The organism is Leptospira mtsangambouensis (assembly GCF_004770475.1).
GTDB classification, from domain to species: Bacteria; Spirochaetota; Leptospiria; order Leptospirales; family Leptospiraceae; genus Leptospira_A; species Leptospira_A mtsangambouensis.
On record NZ_RQHK01000003.1, the window covers coordinates 54,182 to 69,291 of the forward strand.

General features: G+C 37.9%; 14 protein-coding genes. 1 reads left to right on the top strand and 13 read right to left on the bottom strand.

Annotation, left to right across the window (positions count from 1 at the left end; all coding sequences use genetic code 11):
• Position 1: 1 nt before the first annotated feature.
• The 6 genes from EHR01_RS06845 to EHR01_RS06870 form a co-directional block, all read right to left on the bottom strand.
• Complete coding sequence (locus EHR01_RS06845; protein ID WP_135693962.1) at positions 2 to 1,189, bottom strand: hypothetical protein; 1,188 nt, start codon at positions 1,187 to 1,189, stop codon at positions 2 to 4.
• Positions 1,190 to 1,389: 200 nt separating this feature from the next.
• Entirely contained in the window at positions 1,390 to 1,941 is a 552-nt protein-coding gene (locus EHR01_RS06850; protein ID WP_244310006.1) for an HAD family hydrolase, read from the bottom strand.
• A 41-nt stretch (positions 1,942 to 1,982) separates the two neighbouring features.
• Positions 1,983 to 2,636 (bottom strand): molybdenum cofactor guanylyltransferase, encoded by a 654-nt coding sequence (locus tag EHR01_RS06855; RefSeq protein WP_341866994.1) that lies wholly within the window; start codon positions 2,634 to 2,636, stop codon positions 1,983 to 1,985.
• Positions 2,584 to 3,015 carry a molybdenum cofactor biosynthesis protein MoaE gene (locus EHR01_RS06860; RefSeq protein WP_135693965.1) on the bottom strand — a complete coding sequence of 144 codons (432 nt, stop codon included), beginning with the start codon at positions 3,013 to 3,015 and terminating at the stop codon, positions 2,584 to 2,586. The genes EHR01_RS06855 and EHR01_RS06860 overlap by 53 nt, the downstream gene beginning before the upstream one ends.
• Before the next feature lie 11 nt (positions 3,016 to 3,026).
• Positions 3,027 to 3,269, bottom strand: coding sequence for a MoaD/ThiS family protein (locus tag EHR01_RS06865; protein ID WP_135693966.1), 243 nt, complete (start codon positions 3,267 to 3,269; stop codon positions 3,027 to 3,029).
• Positions 3,270 to 4,211, bottom strand: coding sequence for a radical SAM protein (locus tag EHR01_RS06870; RefSeq protein ID WP_135693967.1), 942 nt, complete (start codon positions 4,209 to 4,211; stop codon positions 3,270 to 3,272).
• A gap of 131 nt (positions 4,212 to 4,342) precedes the next feature.
• Here EHR01_RS06870 and EHR01_RS06875 point away from each other — a divergent pair, with 131 nt between their 5' ends.
• Entirely contained in the window at positions 4,343 to 5,413 is a 1,071-nt protein-coding gene (locus tag EHR01_RS06875; protein WP_135693968.1) for a HesA/MoeB/ThiF family protein, read from the top strand.
• Here the strand turns inward: EHR01_RS06875 and EHR01_RS06880 are convergent, their stop codons facing one another.
• From EHR01_RS06880 to nirB, 7 genes are all read right to left on the bottom strand, one after another.
• A complete protein-coding gene (locus EHR01_RS06880; protein WP_135693969.1) occupies positions 5,414 to 7,570 on the bottom strand; it encodes a molybdopterin-dependent oxidoreductase in 2,157 nt (718 codons plus the stop codon).
• Positions 7,571 to 7,663: 93 nt separating this feature from the next.
• Complete coding sequence (locus EHR01_RS06885; RefSeq protein WP_208721746.1) at positions 7,664 to 9,019, bottom strand: MFS transporter; 1,356 nt, start codon at positions 9,017 to 9,019, stop codon at positions 7,664 to 7,666.
• Positions 9,020 to 9,226: 207 nt separating this feature from the next.
• Positions 9,227 to 10,417, bottom strand: coding sequence for a molybdopterin molybdotransferase MoeA (locus EHR01_RS06890; RefSeq protein ID WP_135693970.1), 1,191 nt, complete (start codon positions 10,415 to 10,417; stop codon positions 9,227 to 9,229).
• Positions 10,414 to 11,328 carry a bifunctional molybdenum cofactor biosynthesis protein MoaC/MoaB gene (gene moaCB / locus EHR01_RS06895; protein WP_135693971.1) on the bottom strand — a complete coding sequence of 305 codons (915 nt, stop codon included), beginning with the start codon at positions 11,326 to 11,328 and terminating at the stop codon, positions 10,414 to 10,416. Before moaCB ends, EHR01_RS06890 begins: the two co-directional genes overlap by 4 nt.
• Before the next feature lie 9 nt (positions 11,329 to 11,337).
• Complete coding sequence (gene cobA / locus EHR01_RS06900) at positions 11,338 to 12,129, bottom strand: uroporphyrinogen-III C-methyltransferase (RefSeq protein ID WP_135693972.1); 792 nt, start codon at positions 12,127 to 12,129, stop codon at positions 11,338 to 11,340.
• Between the two features lie 11 nt (positions 12,130 to 12,140).
• Positions 12,141 to 12,509 carry a nitrite reductase small subunit NirD gene (gene nirD, locus EHR01_RS06905; RefSeq protein WP_135693973.1) on the bottom strand — a complete coding sequence of 123 codons (369 nt, stop codon included), beginning with the start codon at positions 12,507 to 12,509 and terminating at the stop codon, positions 12,141 to 12,143.
• Between the two features lie 10 nt (positions 12,510 to 12,519).
• Positions 12,520 to 15,042 carry a nitrite reductase large subunit NirB gene (nirB, locus tag EHR01_RS06910; protein WP_135693974.1) on the bottom strand — a complete coding sequence of 841 codons (2,523 nt, stop codon included), beginning with the start codon at positions 15,040 to 15,042 and terminating at the stop codon, positions 12,520 to 12,522.
• Positions 15,043 to 15,110 lie beyond the last annotated feature (68 nt).

The following is a 15,110-nucleotide window of genomic DNA, read 5'->3' on the forward strand; positions in this document are numbered from 1 at the left end:
ATTACGGAACGTTGACTTTTCCCGTGATATAATTATCCCCAAACCCATTGGGACCATCTTTTACAAGATAAGATGAAAGAACAATACAAGAATGTGCATAGGTCGTGACATCGAAAGTTCTGTTTTCGGTTTGATATTCTCCTGCACCTATGGGAGAGAAATGTTCAATCCATGCTAGATTGGCAGGTCCAGTACCGCCACTAGGTGTGGTGCTGTTGGCATCTAAAGATAGGTAATCTTCTACTTCAGATTCAAGATTTGTTTTCGCAATATAACTCATTTGGTTACCAACCAAATCGACAACCAAACAATGTGTACTACAGTTTCCGATTGTAGCAGGTGCGTTGACACTACCAGCACATGGGGAAGGTGGTGGCGCTGGAGGAGTTGTATCGATACTACGGTTTCCTTTTGCATCAGCTGTGGCACCAACAACAATAATCTTGTATGATGCGTTTAGTTCTGGGGTAAGAAATAAAAAATTTCCTAAGGAAGTATCGTAATAGGTGGCTTTGATATAATTGATTACGTTATAATTATCAGCGGCGAGCGCGATGATACTGGGTCTACCTATGTATGCATCTAGTTTCGTAAATGGGCTTAAGTCAGCTCCCGCTTGGAACTTAACTCGAATGACTTGGTACTCAGTTCCGCCAATAACCGAACGTTTTGTTTCATAAGTAATCGTTGGTAAGGTGATAGAATTCGGAGGAATTGTTGGAGGATTTGGGGGGGTGGTTGTCACTTCTAAGTAAGAAACAATCTTTCCTTCCTTTTTATAGGTTAAGATGACTTTGAATCTTCTTGTGTAGTCCGAATAAGAAAAAGGAATCGAATTTGTTTGGTATAGATCTTCTTTTTGATTAAAATGTCCTGTAACTTGTTTGGTTTGAGTATTAAAAGAAATTTCATTAGGGTTCCCTAAAAATGCCTCTACAGTCTCGGACTCTCCTTTGGATTCTTTTAATTTGTATTCAATGAGAATATCTTGGAATTGGATGTTTCCATCTTTTCGATAAAAAGTTTTTGATTCTGCGGATTGAAATTTTTCTTCTAACGAAGTGGCGGCAGACTGTCCATTGAAACCTAATAGTGCGATAGCTGAGAGATCTGCTCCAGTTGAACTTTGGTTACAAGAAAATAGGAAAGAAGCGGAAAAAATGATTATGATAAAAGAAAGAACTCTCATTTATTTTTATAACAATCGTTAAAGAGTTTAAAGTCAATTTTTTGTTAAAATTTACCATAATTCTGAGAGAAAGTTGGTATAGTCATACATTATAATATATGAAAATTAGAGTTGTCATGGATTCCTCGATTCCCTTGTATTATTTCGCAAGATACACTACAAAAATGCTTTTCATTGGTGAGGGAATTTCCTAAACTGAGTTAGAGGTAGAGCAATTCATCCAATTGTCTGATACAGTGGGTTGCAGATTCCCTAAACGGAAACTTTCCTTCTGGATCAATGTAGACAGTTTCGACACCAGCAGCAAAACCAGCCTCAAGATCATAAACATAATCACCGATCATCACTGTCTCATCTGCCTTTGCATTCCAAAGTTCCATCAAACGTAAAATACCTTCCGGACTTGGTTTTGGTAAGGCACGTTCGCGACAAAAAATATAATCTTTATGAAAATAATCTAAAAGACCAGTTGCTTTCAATGTTTCGACTGAGTTATGAAAATTATTTCTTGTGAGTATACCTAAATGATTCGAACTTACATTGATTTTTTGAAGCAGTGTAAAACATCCAGGTGATGGGTTTGCCATTTTTGCAATTTCTAATTCGATAGTATCCAACTGTTTTCGTTTTTCCAAAGATTCCTCTGGAGGCAATCGAGAAAGAGAAGTAAGAATATCGGTATCTTGAGGAAGGCCTAACTGTCGTTTGATATCCGAAAAATCATGAATTGCAATTGTCAAAGTGCCATCCATATCGAAGATCCAATTTGTTTTTCGCTGATGGAAGTCCAATTTTATAAATCCTTTTTAGAGTTTATGTTCCTGAAGTTATGTTCTTCATTTGAAGGTAAATTTAGAATGATTGGCTCAGGTTTCATATTTCTGATTCGTTTTTGTAAAGAGAATTCAGGGTTTTTATCCTGAAAAATTGTTTTGGTCCATACAGATAAAAGTGCAGAGGAATAAATTCCACATAAAGGTTCTAAACCAGAGTTTGATTTGTAAAAAATTCCCTGTATTGGTGTGGTTTGAGTGCGATAAACATCTAACAATCTTTTGATGGTTCGTAATTTGATGAAAGGGATATCAATCGGTAAAAAATAAATAAAACGATTGGATAAATTGTTTTCTTTTAAATAAAGATAGGAGGAAAGGATCCCTTTTAAGGGACCTTCGATTGGAAGGTCTTTGTCTAGGATAAAAGATGTTTTCGGGATGTGATTTGCATATAGATCAGTTTGTTCTTCACGAAGGGAAATAAAGATAGACTTACTAAAAACATTGAGTTTTTTAAATGATCTACTTAAGAAATTGGAGTTTTGGTGAATCGGTATCATACCTTTGTCTTCTCCCATTCTTACACTTTTTCCTCCAGCTAACAAAACAAAAGTGGTATTAGTGTTCGTGTGATTCATCCACGCAGCCTTTGGACCATTCAGAACTTCCATTGATATAAAACTCTTTTTTCCAAATTGGGACTTCGTGTTTTACTCGGTCAATGATGTATCGATTTGCCTTGTATGCTTCGTCTCTATGGATGGAACCTGTGCTGACTATGACTGCCACTTCACCTAAATTTAATTTTCCTAACCGATGGATACACTCTGCATATTGTAATTCCCATTTTTGGAACGCATCTGCAATGATGTTTGCGATCATTTGGTTTGCCATTTCTGAATAGGCTTCATACTCTAAATGTGTTACTTGTTTTCCATCATTGATGTCTCGCACAATTCCTGCAAATAAAACATATCCTCCCATACTCGGTAAAGCAGGGAACTCAGTTGGTAGTGATAGTTTTTCTTCTGTGATATGTTTAAATGTCATTTTGTATTCACCTAACCTCCACTTGATGGAGGAAGAATCGCTACAATGGATCCTTCGGTTATGGTATCTGAATCTTTGACAATGATTTGGTTGATTGAAATTCTGCTGACTTTGATTAAGTTACCTGCATCTGGATTTATGTTTTGAAGATAGTTTTTTAAATCAAAAACTGTGTGTATTCCATCGAGGATCAGCTCTTGTTTTGGTGGAAAAAAATCTTTTAGTGCCGCAAATGATAAAAGTTGTATTTTCATTTATCCTCCAATAAATTTCATAGACAGTTCGGAACCAGTAAACTGTGTTTTTTTTGTATTCATTGCTTTTTCTAGTATAACAGGCACTTCCGATGATTCCGAAGGTAAATCAAAAGAAGTTTGATCGCTCAAACATCCGTAGATTCTTCCAAGGGAATCCATTCGCAAACGATTACATCCTTCACAAAATGGTTCAGTATGATTGGCTATGATTCCAAAAACAAAACCTTCGTCTGTGATATGATAGGTGGCTGTAGAATCGATAGGTGTATGATATGGTTTGAAATTGTATTTTTTTTGGATCGTGTTTCGAATTTCTTCTGCAGAATAAAAACAATCCGCATGTTCCTCTTCTAAAGGTCCCATCTTCATAAATTCTAAATAACGAATGGGGATTTTATTTTCGCCAGCCCAACTTAATAAATCCAAAATTTCTCCATCGTTGTAACCTTTTAAGACAGTGCAGTTGACTTTTACTTCCAATCCTGTTTGTTCTGCTTCCAAAATTCGTTTGAAAAGAAGGTCAACGGGAAGTTTCCGATCACTAAGTTTCTCAAAGCCTGATTGTGAAAAACTATCCAGTGAAAAATTCATTCGAGTGAGACCTGCTAGTCTCATTTTTTCGATCAGGCCATCTTCAAAAAAACCATTGGATGTAATGGCAATTTCTTTGATCTGCATTTTACCCAGAGTTTTTATTAATTGGATTAAGTCTTTGTGAAGGGTTGGTTCTCCTCCCGTTAGGTGAACTTCTTTTATTTCGATATGTTCTTTTAGGATTTCTATTTTTGATTCTAAAAGTTCCGGTGTTAGGTAATGAATCTTTGGGTATAAGATGTTTGGGTTGGGTTTGTTTTTTGGCGCACAATAAACGCAGGCAAAACTACAATGAGATAAAATACTCACTCGAAGAACTTCAAATTTTCTGGTATCTTCTTTCACCTTAAGGTCGAGTTTTATCTAGTTTTCTCCAGTGGAAACAAAAATAGGGGAATGAATTTAGTTATTAAACTATTTTACCTGTATTTTAATTTCTCCTTGCTTGCCTTCAATCGTAAATTCTCCTCTTATTTATGGGTTCCCTCGAGGATCAATTCTTTCAGCGCCAAATTCAAGTTCCAGAAATTGGTTTTGTTGGTCAAAAAAAATGGAAGGATGCATCTGTACTCGTCATTGGCCTTGGGGGGCTTGGTTGTCCTGCCGCATTGCACCTTGGTCTTGCCGGAATTGGTCGTATAGGTTTAGTTGATTTCGATGTAGTAGAAGTATCTAACCTTCATCGCCAAACATTGTTTACAATTCAAGACATAGGAAAACCCAAAACGGAAGTAGTAGCAAGAAATTTGTTGGAACATTGTCCTTGGCTCCAAGTGGAATGTTTTTCAGAACTCATTTCTGAATCTACAAAGCCTGAGTTATTTGATTCTTGGGATATTGTCTTGGATTGTACGGATACAATCAATTCTAAGTATGCGATTAACGATCTTTGTATTAAAAAATCAGTTCCATTTGTGACGGCTTCAGTGTTTCGCACAAGTGCCCAATTTGCAATTTTTTCAGGAGAAGGAAAACCGTGTTATCGTTGTTTGTTTCCTAATTTAAAGGAAGGAGATACTTTAAGTTGTAACATTGGTGGTGTACTCGGTGTGCAAACAGCATTGGCGGGAACCTACCAAACTTCCTTGGCTTTACAATACCTTCTAGACCCTGAAAATACGGATGTATCTTCCGTTTATTTTATGGAATGGAATCCTCCCATTCTTTTCCAATCAAAGATCGAACCTAGTGTTGAATGTCCCTCTTGCGGATCAGGGAAAAAAGAAATCCATTTTGAATCGAATCGAACAGAGATTGACATTGAAGATTTTTTATCTTATCAAAAAAGAGGAAATGTCTTTCTTGTTGATGTAAGAGAAAAAGAGGAAGCGGAATCTCATCCAATCGCAGGTAGTTTTCTTTTACCACTTTCAGAATTGGAAAATGGGCTAACACAAGAGTTAGAAAAAGATATAACTCTTGTTTGTATTTGCGAAACAGGAATCCGTTCAAAGAAAGCTCTAGCTTATTTTCCAAACAATTTGGAAAAATACTCTCTGAAGGGAGGGAGGAGAGCTTACATCCAATTCTTAAAAACAAATCCTTGATTAAGCGGTTTGTTTTTTAATCGAAACTTTGATCCCGCTAAATGCCGCATTACCAGAAAACTCATCAATGGTTTGGTCATCAGTTAAATCATTTATACTCACTCCAGAAAATTCTTTGGCTACCTTTTGGTTCGTACCAACTCGATTGTGTCCAAATCCATGAGGAATACTGACAACACCTTTCATTAATTCTTCCGTAATCTCTACAGGGATTTGAATTTTACCAACTGAGGATTCTACGATCACTTCTTCTTCATTCAAAATTCCTAATGTACTTGCGTCATCTGGATGGATCATAATTGTACAACGCGGTTTTCCGGTCATTAGTTTTGGTAAGTTGTGCATCCAAGAATTATTACTGCGCAAATGCCTGCGTCCTATTAATAAAAAATGAGAATTGTCTGAAGTCAACTCTTCCCACTCAGTAAACTTACGACGAAGCCTAGGTAGATCTTCTTTTAAGATGTTTGGGAAAAGTTGGATTTTTTTATCTTTTGTATACAATCGATCAGGGAAACTGGGTTTCAGCGGACCTAAGTCGATTCCATGTGGATTGTTTTTGACTAAATCCAAACTCATTTCGCCTCCAGGTTTACCTTTGTTACCATAAGGACCCGATTTGAGCGCATGATCAATGATGCTAGCGGGTGTTAGTTTTGTTTTGATGATATCTTTAGGTAGTTCTTTCCCCGCTCTTGTTAATTCCAATCGTTTTGTTAGATCCGAAAAAATTTCCCAATCATGCAACATACCAGGCTCTGGCGAAAATAGAGGTTGGTTGTATCTAACGGTATTTCTGACAGCAAATACATTAAAAATTAAATCATAGTGATCATGTTCTAAAGCGGAAGTTGGTGGTAAGATATAATTTGCATGTTTTGTTGTTTCATTCAAATAAAAATCAATGCTTACCATAAAATCTAAACTTGCCAGGGCTTTGTCCAGCTTTGTTCCGTTAGGTGTTGATAATACTGGATTTCCTGCCGAGGTAAATAGGGCACGGATTTTTCCCTCGCCTTCTGTTAAGATTTCTTCTGCAAGGGCTGCGACAGGAAGTTCTTCGCTAAACTCAGGAAGTTTCCGCACTCTGGATTGGTATGAATTAAAACTTCCGGGTGAAGAGCGCATCACAGATCCTTCTCCCACTAAATCAACCGCAGGAAGAGTGAACATTGCCCCACCTCTTTTGTCTAAATTGCCAGTGACAAGATTAATGACGTTGATAAGCCATTGGCAAATGGCACCAAACTCTTGTGTCGAAACTCCAACCCTTCCATAACAAACTGCGGAGGGAGCATTCGCAAATTCGAATGTAATTCTTTCGATGGTTTCTTTCGCAACTCCTGTAATTTTGGAAACTCTTTCTGGACTATAATCTTTTGTGATGTTTTCCAAAGCTTTGAGATCTTCATTTCGAATCAATTGGTTTGGTTTGATGAGTTGTTTTTCAAAAAGGAAATGAAGGACAGCAAGTAAAAAGTATGCATCTGTTCCTGGTTTGATAAACAGATGTTCGTTTGCATGGGCCGCTGTTTCTGATTTTCTTGGATCAACGACGACATACTTCCCACCTCGATCCTGGATGGCTTTAAGCCTTTTTTTGACATCAGGAACACTCATTAAACTTCCGTTAGATGCAAATGGGTTTCCACCTAAAATTAAGAAAAAATCGGTATGGTCTATGTCTGGGATCGGCACCAAAAGTTGGTGTCCAAACATTAAATAAGAAAGTAATTGGTGGGGTAATTGGTCTACTGAAGTAGCAGAGAAGTTATTTTTTGTTTTGAGCCGACTAGCAAATCTTTGTCCGAGTAACATAGATCCATAATTATGAACCGTAGGATTTCCATTATAGATAGCAACTGAGTCGTCCCCAAACTCAGATTGAATTTTTACAATTTGATTGGCAATATCAGAAAGGGCATCTACCCAAGACACAGATTCCCAACCTGACTTAGTTCGTTTGAGTGGGAGTTTGATCCGATCAGGATCTTCGTATAAACTTTTTAGTTCGGGACCTTTGGGACAAATATGGCCACGACTGAATTTGTCATCTGGATCTCCCTTAAAACCTTGGATAGAACCATCTTTCAATTCGATCTGAAGTCCACACATTGCCTCACATAAACTGCAAGACCGGTAATGAATTTGATGCATAACTCTCTCCTAAGACGGAGATTTTAAGAGAGAGTTTTTGAAGATACAAGTTTAAAATGGATCGTGTTTCGATAAAATCGATCCATTTTTGTATTAGGTAGCAGTGGCCAAAGAGGTTTCTTTTTCACCCGAAGGTAATATTTTACTCAGTTCATCGCCTACTTCTTTTTCTTCTTCAGTGGAAAATCGAACCAGCAAAGTAAAAAAAGCAGCTACAGTGACAGTGACTCCAATGATGAGTAAAGCACTTTGGTAACTAAGATCTCCTCTAAATAAAAATCCGGCAGAGACAGCACCAGCATTTCCACCAGCACCAACAATTCCCGATACAGCACCGATTGCTTTTTTATTCACAAAAGGGACTACAGAGAACGTGGCTCCTTCTGACATCTGCACAAACAAACTAAAGACGATCATAGATGAAATGGCAGGAATCAGTGAACTCATTTGCGAAAATAAAATCAAACAGAGTCCTTCTCCAGCTAAAACAGCTGATAACCAAACAACTCTTCCACGAAGACCCCACTTAATTCCAAATTTATCACCAAAGGCACCACCAAGTGTTCTTGCAAACAAATTCATTAAACCAAAAAGGCCAGCAATAAGTCCTGCAGTTGTTGGAGACAACTGAAACTGATCTACATAGTACAAAGCTGCGATATTGTTGATAGTAAGTTCAATACCAAAACAAGCTCCATAAGCAAGAAACAACAACCAAACTCTAGGATCTTTGATGACTAATAAAAAGTTGCTAAGTGAATTTTTCTTTCCACCTTGAAAAGTGGGATAAGTTTCTTTGATATCTTTAAAGTTTCCACCGGGAGTGTCTTGTGTTCCAAAATAATAAATGATACCCATAAAAAATAGGGCAGCACCAGGAACCACCATCGCAAGTCTCCAGGAAACCCCAGTAGTAAAACCAAAAGCGACAAAAAATCCAAAAAGGATTGGCATCACCATTTGAGTCACACCACCACCTAAGTTTCCCCAACCTGCCGTTGTAGCATTCGCCGTCCCAATGATATTCGGTGCAAACATAACAGATGTATGGTATTGGGTAATGACAAAAGATGCTCCAATGGCTCCAATTGCCAATCGTAACAACAAAAAAGAAAGATAACTATCGGCAAGGCCAATACACATGACGGGAATAGATCCCAAAGTTAAAAGAATAGTATATGCAATCCGTGGTCCAATTTTGTCACACAACCAACCAATGAACAATCGCATAAAGATTGTTATGGCTACAGAAGCGATGATGATATTACCAACCTGGGCCTTTGTTAATGATAGTTCTTCTCTAACATAAACCATAAGTGGGGCAATTCCAAACCATCCAAAAAAACATAGGAAGAATGCAATCCAAGTTAGGTGGAATGTCCGCATTTGCGGTGTCGCCAGGCTGAATAAATCGATTTTAGTTGCTTTCGCATGAGGTGTAATTGTCACGGGAAGGTTACTCCTTTTGCTACAAAACAGTGCAAAAAGCGTACCACAGCACGAAATGACTTAAAATGGGCTAAAACGCTCTAAAAATGAACTTTACGCTTATGGTTTTCCCTGATGTAGAATATGTACTACAATCAGGCAATATTTTGACTAAAAACCCAAAGATCTGTGTACAGAATGTACAAATGAAGGAGGGGATTATGGTGATTACCAAGGTAAAAATTCGATGAAATTTTCTTTTTGGATTTCTGAGAGATCGTTTGGAAAAATAGCAAGTCCATCAGAGAAAATCCCAGCACGGATGTCTCCGCTTCCATTAAAAGCAACGGGTGTAAGATAGGTTTTGTCGGTGGTTTCCAGTTTAACGGGAAAAAATTCCGTAAGAGAACCTTTCTTTTGTTTGGTGGTAGAGAGGGGAAGTTTGTAAACGGGATGGATGGGTAATCCGAATGATTGCCGTAAATAAGGTTCTAAAAAAATACGAGAACAGGTTTGTACACTGAATGGGTTCCCTGGCATTCCAAAAACAATGGTACCATTTCGTTTTCCAAACCAAATTGGTTTTCCAGGTTTGATCGCCGTTTTATGAAAAATGAGTTCGACACCTAGCTTCTGTAATATGGAAGGAACTAAATCCATATTACCCATCGACACTCCACCAGAAAGAATTAAGATATCACCTTCTAATCCTTGTTTTATGGAATCTGTCATTTTTGATTCTATATCTGGGACATGGGTGATGGATTTTGGTTGGATTTTGAATTTGGATAAAAAAGTACTAATGGTGAAAGAATTAGAGTCTCTGATTTGGTAAGGAAGCGGTGTTTGGTGAACAGGGACCACTTCGTTTCCTGTAGAAATGATGTGGACTTTGGGTGATTGGACAACTGGAACTTTTTCTTTTCCTATGCTCGCGAGTAGAGAGATTTCTGATGTTCCAATTTGGATACCTTTTGGCAAAACCAATTGGTCTGTTTTTACATCTTCACCTTGTTTGGCGATATTATTCCAGGGTTTGACTTCTTGAATCGTAAAAGAAACTTGTTTTTTGTTGTTTGATTCGTTTAGAATACAGTCTTCTATTTTAATCACAACATCAAAGCCATCTGGTACAGGAGCACCTGTCATAATCCGAACGGCTTCATCACCTGGTTCTAATTGGATATTTGTTCCTGCAGGTAGTTCTTTTTCATAAACATAGGTTTTGTTTGGAGAAAAATTTCCTGAAAAAATTGTAAATCCATCCATCGCCGAACGGTGAAAAGGTGGATAATCTCTGTCCGCCACGACTGGTTCCGCAAGGACTCGACCAAAAGACTGCTCTAATGGAATGAGTTCTGTAGGAAAAATCTTTGTTTCTAAAAGAATTTTACTAAGAGCTTCCTTATAAGAGATCAATGTCCTTCACCTCTCATCATTTTTTTTGCATGAAAGATGGCAGGCAAAATCGCAGTCATACTCTCTTTTGCCCCATTGCTGCTTCCTGGAACTGCTACGATGAGTGATTTTCCAATCCTTCCCGCAAGAGAACGTGATAACATTGCGAAAGGAGTTCTATCTTGCCCAAAGGAGCGCATTACTTCCGCAATACCTGGTATCTCCTGTTCTAACATTTGTTTTATGGTGTCGGTGGTATTGTCTCTGGGACCAAGGCCTGTCCCTCCCGTTGTAACTATTAAGTCAATTTTTTCTGCACTCCAAGTGGAGATTACTTTTTGAATTTCTGTTGGTTCGTCAGGTACAATTTGTATTTCTAAAACTTCTACACCTTCAGCTTTGAGAAGTTCTGCGATTACCTTTCCCGATCCGTCTTCTTTTTTACCGGCAAAACAGGAATCGGAACAAACCAAAATCTTTGCATTGGATCCACTTGCAAATTTTGAAATTTGTGAATCTGTTTTCCCCCCTTTTTTTTCTAAAAGTTTGACTGAAGAGATTTCAATTTCTTTATCGATTGGTTTTAATAGATCATAAATCACAAGGGCCGCCACAGTAACACCTGTAAGGGCTTCCATTTCAATTCCTGTTTTGCCAATAGACTTTGCTTGTGTTTGGATTCGGATGGCATTTTTTGATTCTAAAATTTCGAATGAAATGGAAAAAGAATCAATCGGAACTGGATGACAATGAGGAATTAACTCAGCTGTTTTTTTAGATCCAAGCAGGGCAGCAGCTTTGGCTACACCAAAGAGATCTCCTTTGGGTAGATTGTTTGCCTTAACCCTTTCGATAGTGTTGGGATGACAATAGACGTATCCCTCGGCTTCCGCATACCGAAGTGTGGTTCTTTTTCCAGTGATATCATTCATTCCTATCCCTTATAGGGATGTGAGAATGGAAGAATAGTCATTTTTCAAAATTTCCATCTCTCTATAAAATCTGACAATCTCTCCGATCACAAGAATGGCAGGGGATTTAACTTGGTTTTCTAGAATGATAGACTGGATTGAATCTAAATTCCCTGTAAAAACACGTTCCGTATCTAAGGTTGCATTTTGGATGACCGCGATTTGAGTTTCCCTGGAATTCCCTGCATCCAAAAGTTCTGATACAATGAGATCGATTGAATTAAGCCCCATATAGACAATGATCGTTTTACCAACACAGTTTATGTTTTTAAAAGCATCTGAGTTAACACCGTCTTTTTTGTGTCCTGATAAAAACAAAATTTCTCTCGCATAATCTCTATGGGTCAGCGGGAAGCCCAAGGAAGAAGCCACACCAGAAGCCGTTGTGATTCCGGCAATAATCTCACAAGAAATTCCTTCGGAAAGTAGGGATGCGTATTCTTCACCAACTCTTCCGAATATTGATGGATCACCGCCTTTTAATCTAACTACAGTTTTATATTCATTGGCGGCTTGGATGAGTTTAGAATTGATTTCGTCTTGTAAACAACTATGGATGCCTAATCTTTTTCCAACATAAACCATTTGGATTTTTTTTCGACAAACACCTAAAATTCTAGGAGAAACCAAATCATCATAAAAAACAATATCCGCCTTGCGTAATGTTTTGAATGCTTTGACAGTCAAAAGATCTGGATCTCCTGGTCCTGCTCCCACTAAATACACTTTACCTTTGGCTGTTATGTTGTTGAAGGAATCCATATAGTTACCAATTAAACATTGTTATCTGAAGATGAATCAATTTCTAGATAAACAGAACCATTTTCAACTATCACTGGATAAACATTGACTTTGTAGTTTTCTCCACTCAGGCAATCTCCACTAGTGAGTGAAAAATTTCTTTTATGAAGTGGGCAAACTACTTTTGGCTCTCCATTGTTGTCTCCCAAAAATCCGCGAGACAATACCATATCACCTGTATGTGGACAGGCGTTATCGCAAGCATACCATTCATTTCGAGATTCAAAATAGAATATGGCAATTTGTTTTTCTCCCACTTTTGCAGAGACTCCACCTTCTTTTTCAAAATCAGAAACTGGACCTATTAAAACTCGTTCTTTGTTTTTGATACTTGTTCCCATTTTGTTTCTCCTATTTTGAATTTACTAAATCTTTTTCCACCCAATCTACTGGGCGAATTTGTCCACGTTCTTCAATGAACTTAATGTTTGGATCTATCTCGGGGCTATTAACAAAATGTCTAAATTTGTTCTGTTTTTCTGGATCTTCCACAACGTCTTTCCATTCGCAGAGGTAAGTATTCACAAGTGAATTCATTTCTTCATCAAGTTGTGAATTGATACCCAATCGATCATTTATAACCACATCTTTTAGATATTCAATCCCACCTTCCAATTGTTCCAACCAAGTAGAAGTCCTCATTAGTTTATCTGCTGTTCGTATATAAAACATCATATAACGGTCGATATACTTGATACAAGTGTCTTCATCTAAATCCTCAGCAAAAAGGATTGCATGTTTCGGATTTACTCCCCCGTTTCCACCAATATAAAGATTCCAACCTCTTTCCGTTGCGATAATCCCAAAGTCTTTTCCGCGAGCTTCCGCACATTCGCGTATACAACCGGACACCCCGCACTTTAATTTATGAGGTGCTCGAATTCCTTTGTATCGTTCTTCTAATTTGATGGCAAAGGATGTGCTATCCTGAACACCAAACCGGCACCAGGTGGAACCTACACAACTTTTAACCGTTCGCATTGATTTTCCGTAAGCATGACCACTTTCAAATCCGAATTCAATCAGGTCTTTCCAAATGGCTGGAAGTTGATCAATTCTTGCACCTAACAAGTCGATACGTTGCCCACCAGTAATTTTACAGTAAAGATTGTACTTTTTGGCTACGTCCCCAATGGCAATGAGTTTGTCAGGGGTGATTTCTCCACCGGGGATTCGAGGAACAACAGAGTAAGTGCCTCCTCTTTGGATATTCGCCAGATATTTATCGTTTGTATCTTGGATTTCTCTATGTTTCAGAATTGGTTCGTTCCAGATGCTTGCTATGATTGATGCGACAGCAGGTTTACAAACTTCGCATCCATTTCCACGGCCAAGTTCTTTGATTACATCAGGAAAAGTTTTTAATGATTTTACTTTGATGACTTGGAAGAGTTCTTTTCGAGAATATTTGAAATGTTCGCAGAGATGTTCAGTGACTACTTTTCCTTGAACTTTTAGTTCTGCTTTTAAGATTGAATTTACTTGTGGTAAACAACCACCGCAGCCACTTCCTGCCTTGGAACAATTTTTTAAAATGGTAATGTCATAACATTCTTTTTCACGAATGGCTTTTAGGATATCACCTTTGGATACATTGTTGCAGGAACAAATTTTTGCTTCATCTGGTAATGTATCTGCACCAAATAAATTTTCTGCCGACACAGATCCAACGATCAAAGTTTCGGGTTCCTCCGGAAGTTCCATTTTGTTCAAATAAAAAGACAAAAGGTTTCCATACGCTTTTGCATCTCCAACAAGGATCCCTCCGAGTAAGTATTTCCCGTCAGGTGAGATGACTAATTTTTTATAAACACCACTTCTTGGGTTTTTGAAAACAATTGGTATATGTTCGGCTTGTCCAAGAGCATCACCGAAAGAAGCCACTTCAACACCAATTAATTTTAGTTTGGTGGATAAGTCCGATCCAGTATAAACTTTTGGTTTACTACCTGGGCTACATAAATTAAAAGCAAGAGTTTCGGCCATTTCATATCCGGGAGCCACTAGTCCATAGATAAAATTTCTATGTAAAGCTACTTCTCCAATTGCATAGATGCCGTATACATTTGTCCCCATACCATCATCAACGATGATACCGCCACGTTCCCCAACGGCAATCCCGGCTTCCTTTGCCAACTCATCTCTTGGGCGAATTCCAGCTGATACAATCAACATATCAAATTGAAGGTTTCCTCCATCTTTGAACTCGAAACCTTCAATTTTTTCATTCCCAAGGACTTTTTCAGTTTGTTTGTTTAAATGAATTTCAACGCCAATTTCTTCAATTTTTGATTTTAAAATGGAAGCTCCACCATCATCCAATTGCCTTGGCATAAGTCTCGGAGCAAATTCGACAACATGTGTTTCTTTTCCTAAATCAACTAAAGCTTTTGCTGCTTCAAGACCAAGTAGACCGCCACCTAACACAGCTGCTTTTTTTATTTTTTTGCTGTATTCCATTGTTTGTTCTAGGTCTTCAATGGTTCTATAAACAAAAACTCCTTCTTTGTCTAATCCTTCGAGAGGTGGAACAAAGGGAGAGGATCCAGTTGCAAAAATCAATTCATCAAATTCTAATTCTGTACCTAAATTTGTAACTAACTTGCGTTTAATGGTATCAATCGATATGGCAGGTTCGGATAATAACAGTTTAATTCCATTGGTTCTATACCAGTCGGGGGGACAAAGGTACAAGGAATCGGCAGATTTATCAGCAAAGTATTCGGAAAGATGGACCCGATCATAAGCACGTCTTGGTTCTTCTCCAAGTACTGTGATTTCGAATTTGTCTGTGCCACCAAACTCAACCAATTTTTCGCAAAATCTGTGACCAACCATTCCATTTCCAATGACAATTAACTTTCGCTTAATCATTTTGTTACCCTACCTGGACAAAAAAAGTATTTCGATTGGTGACCTAGAACCCTTCCAATCTTCCTACA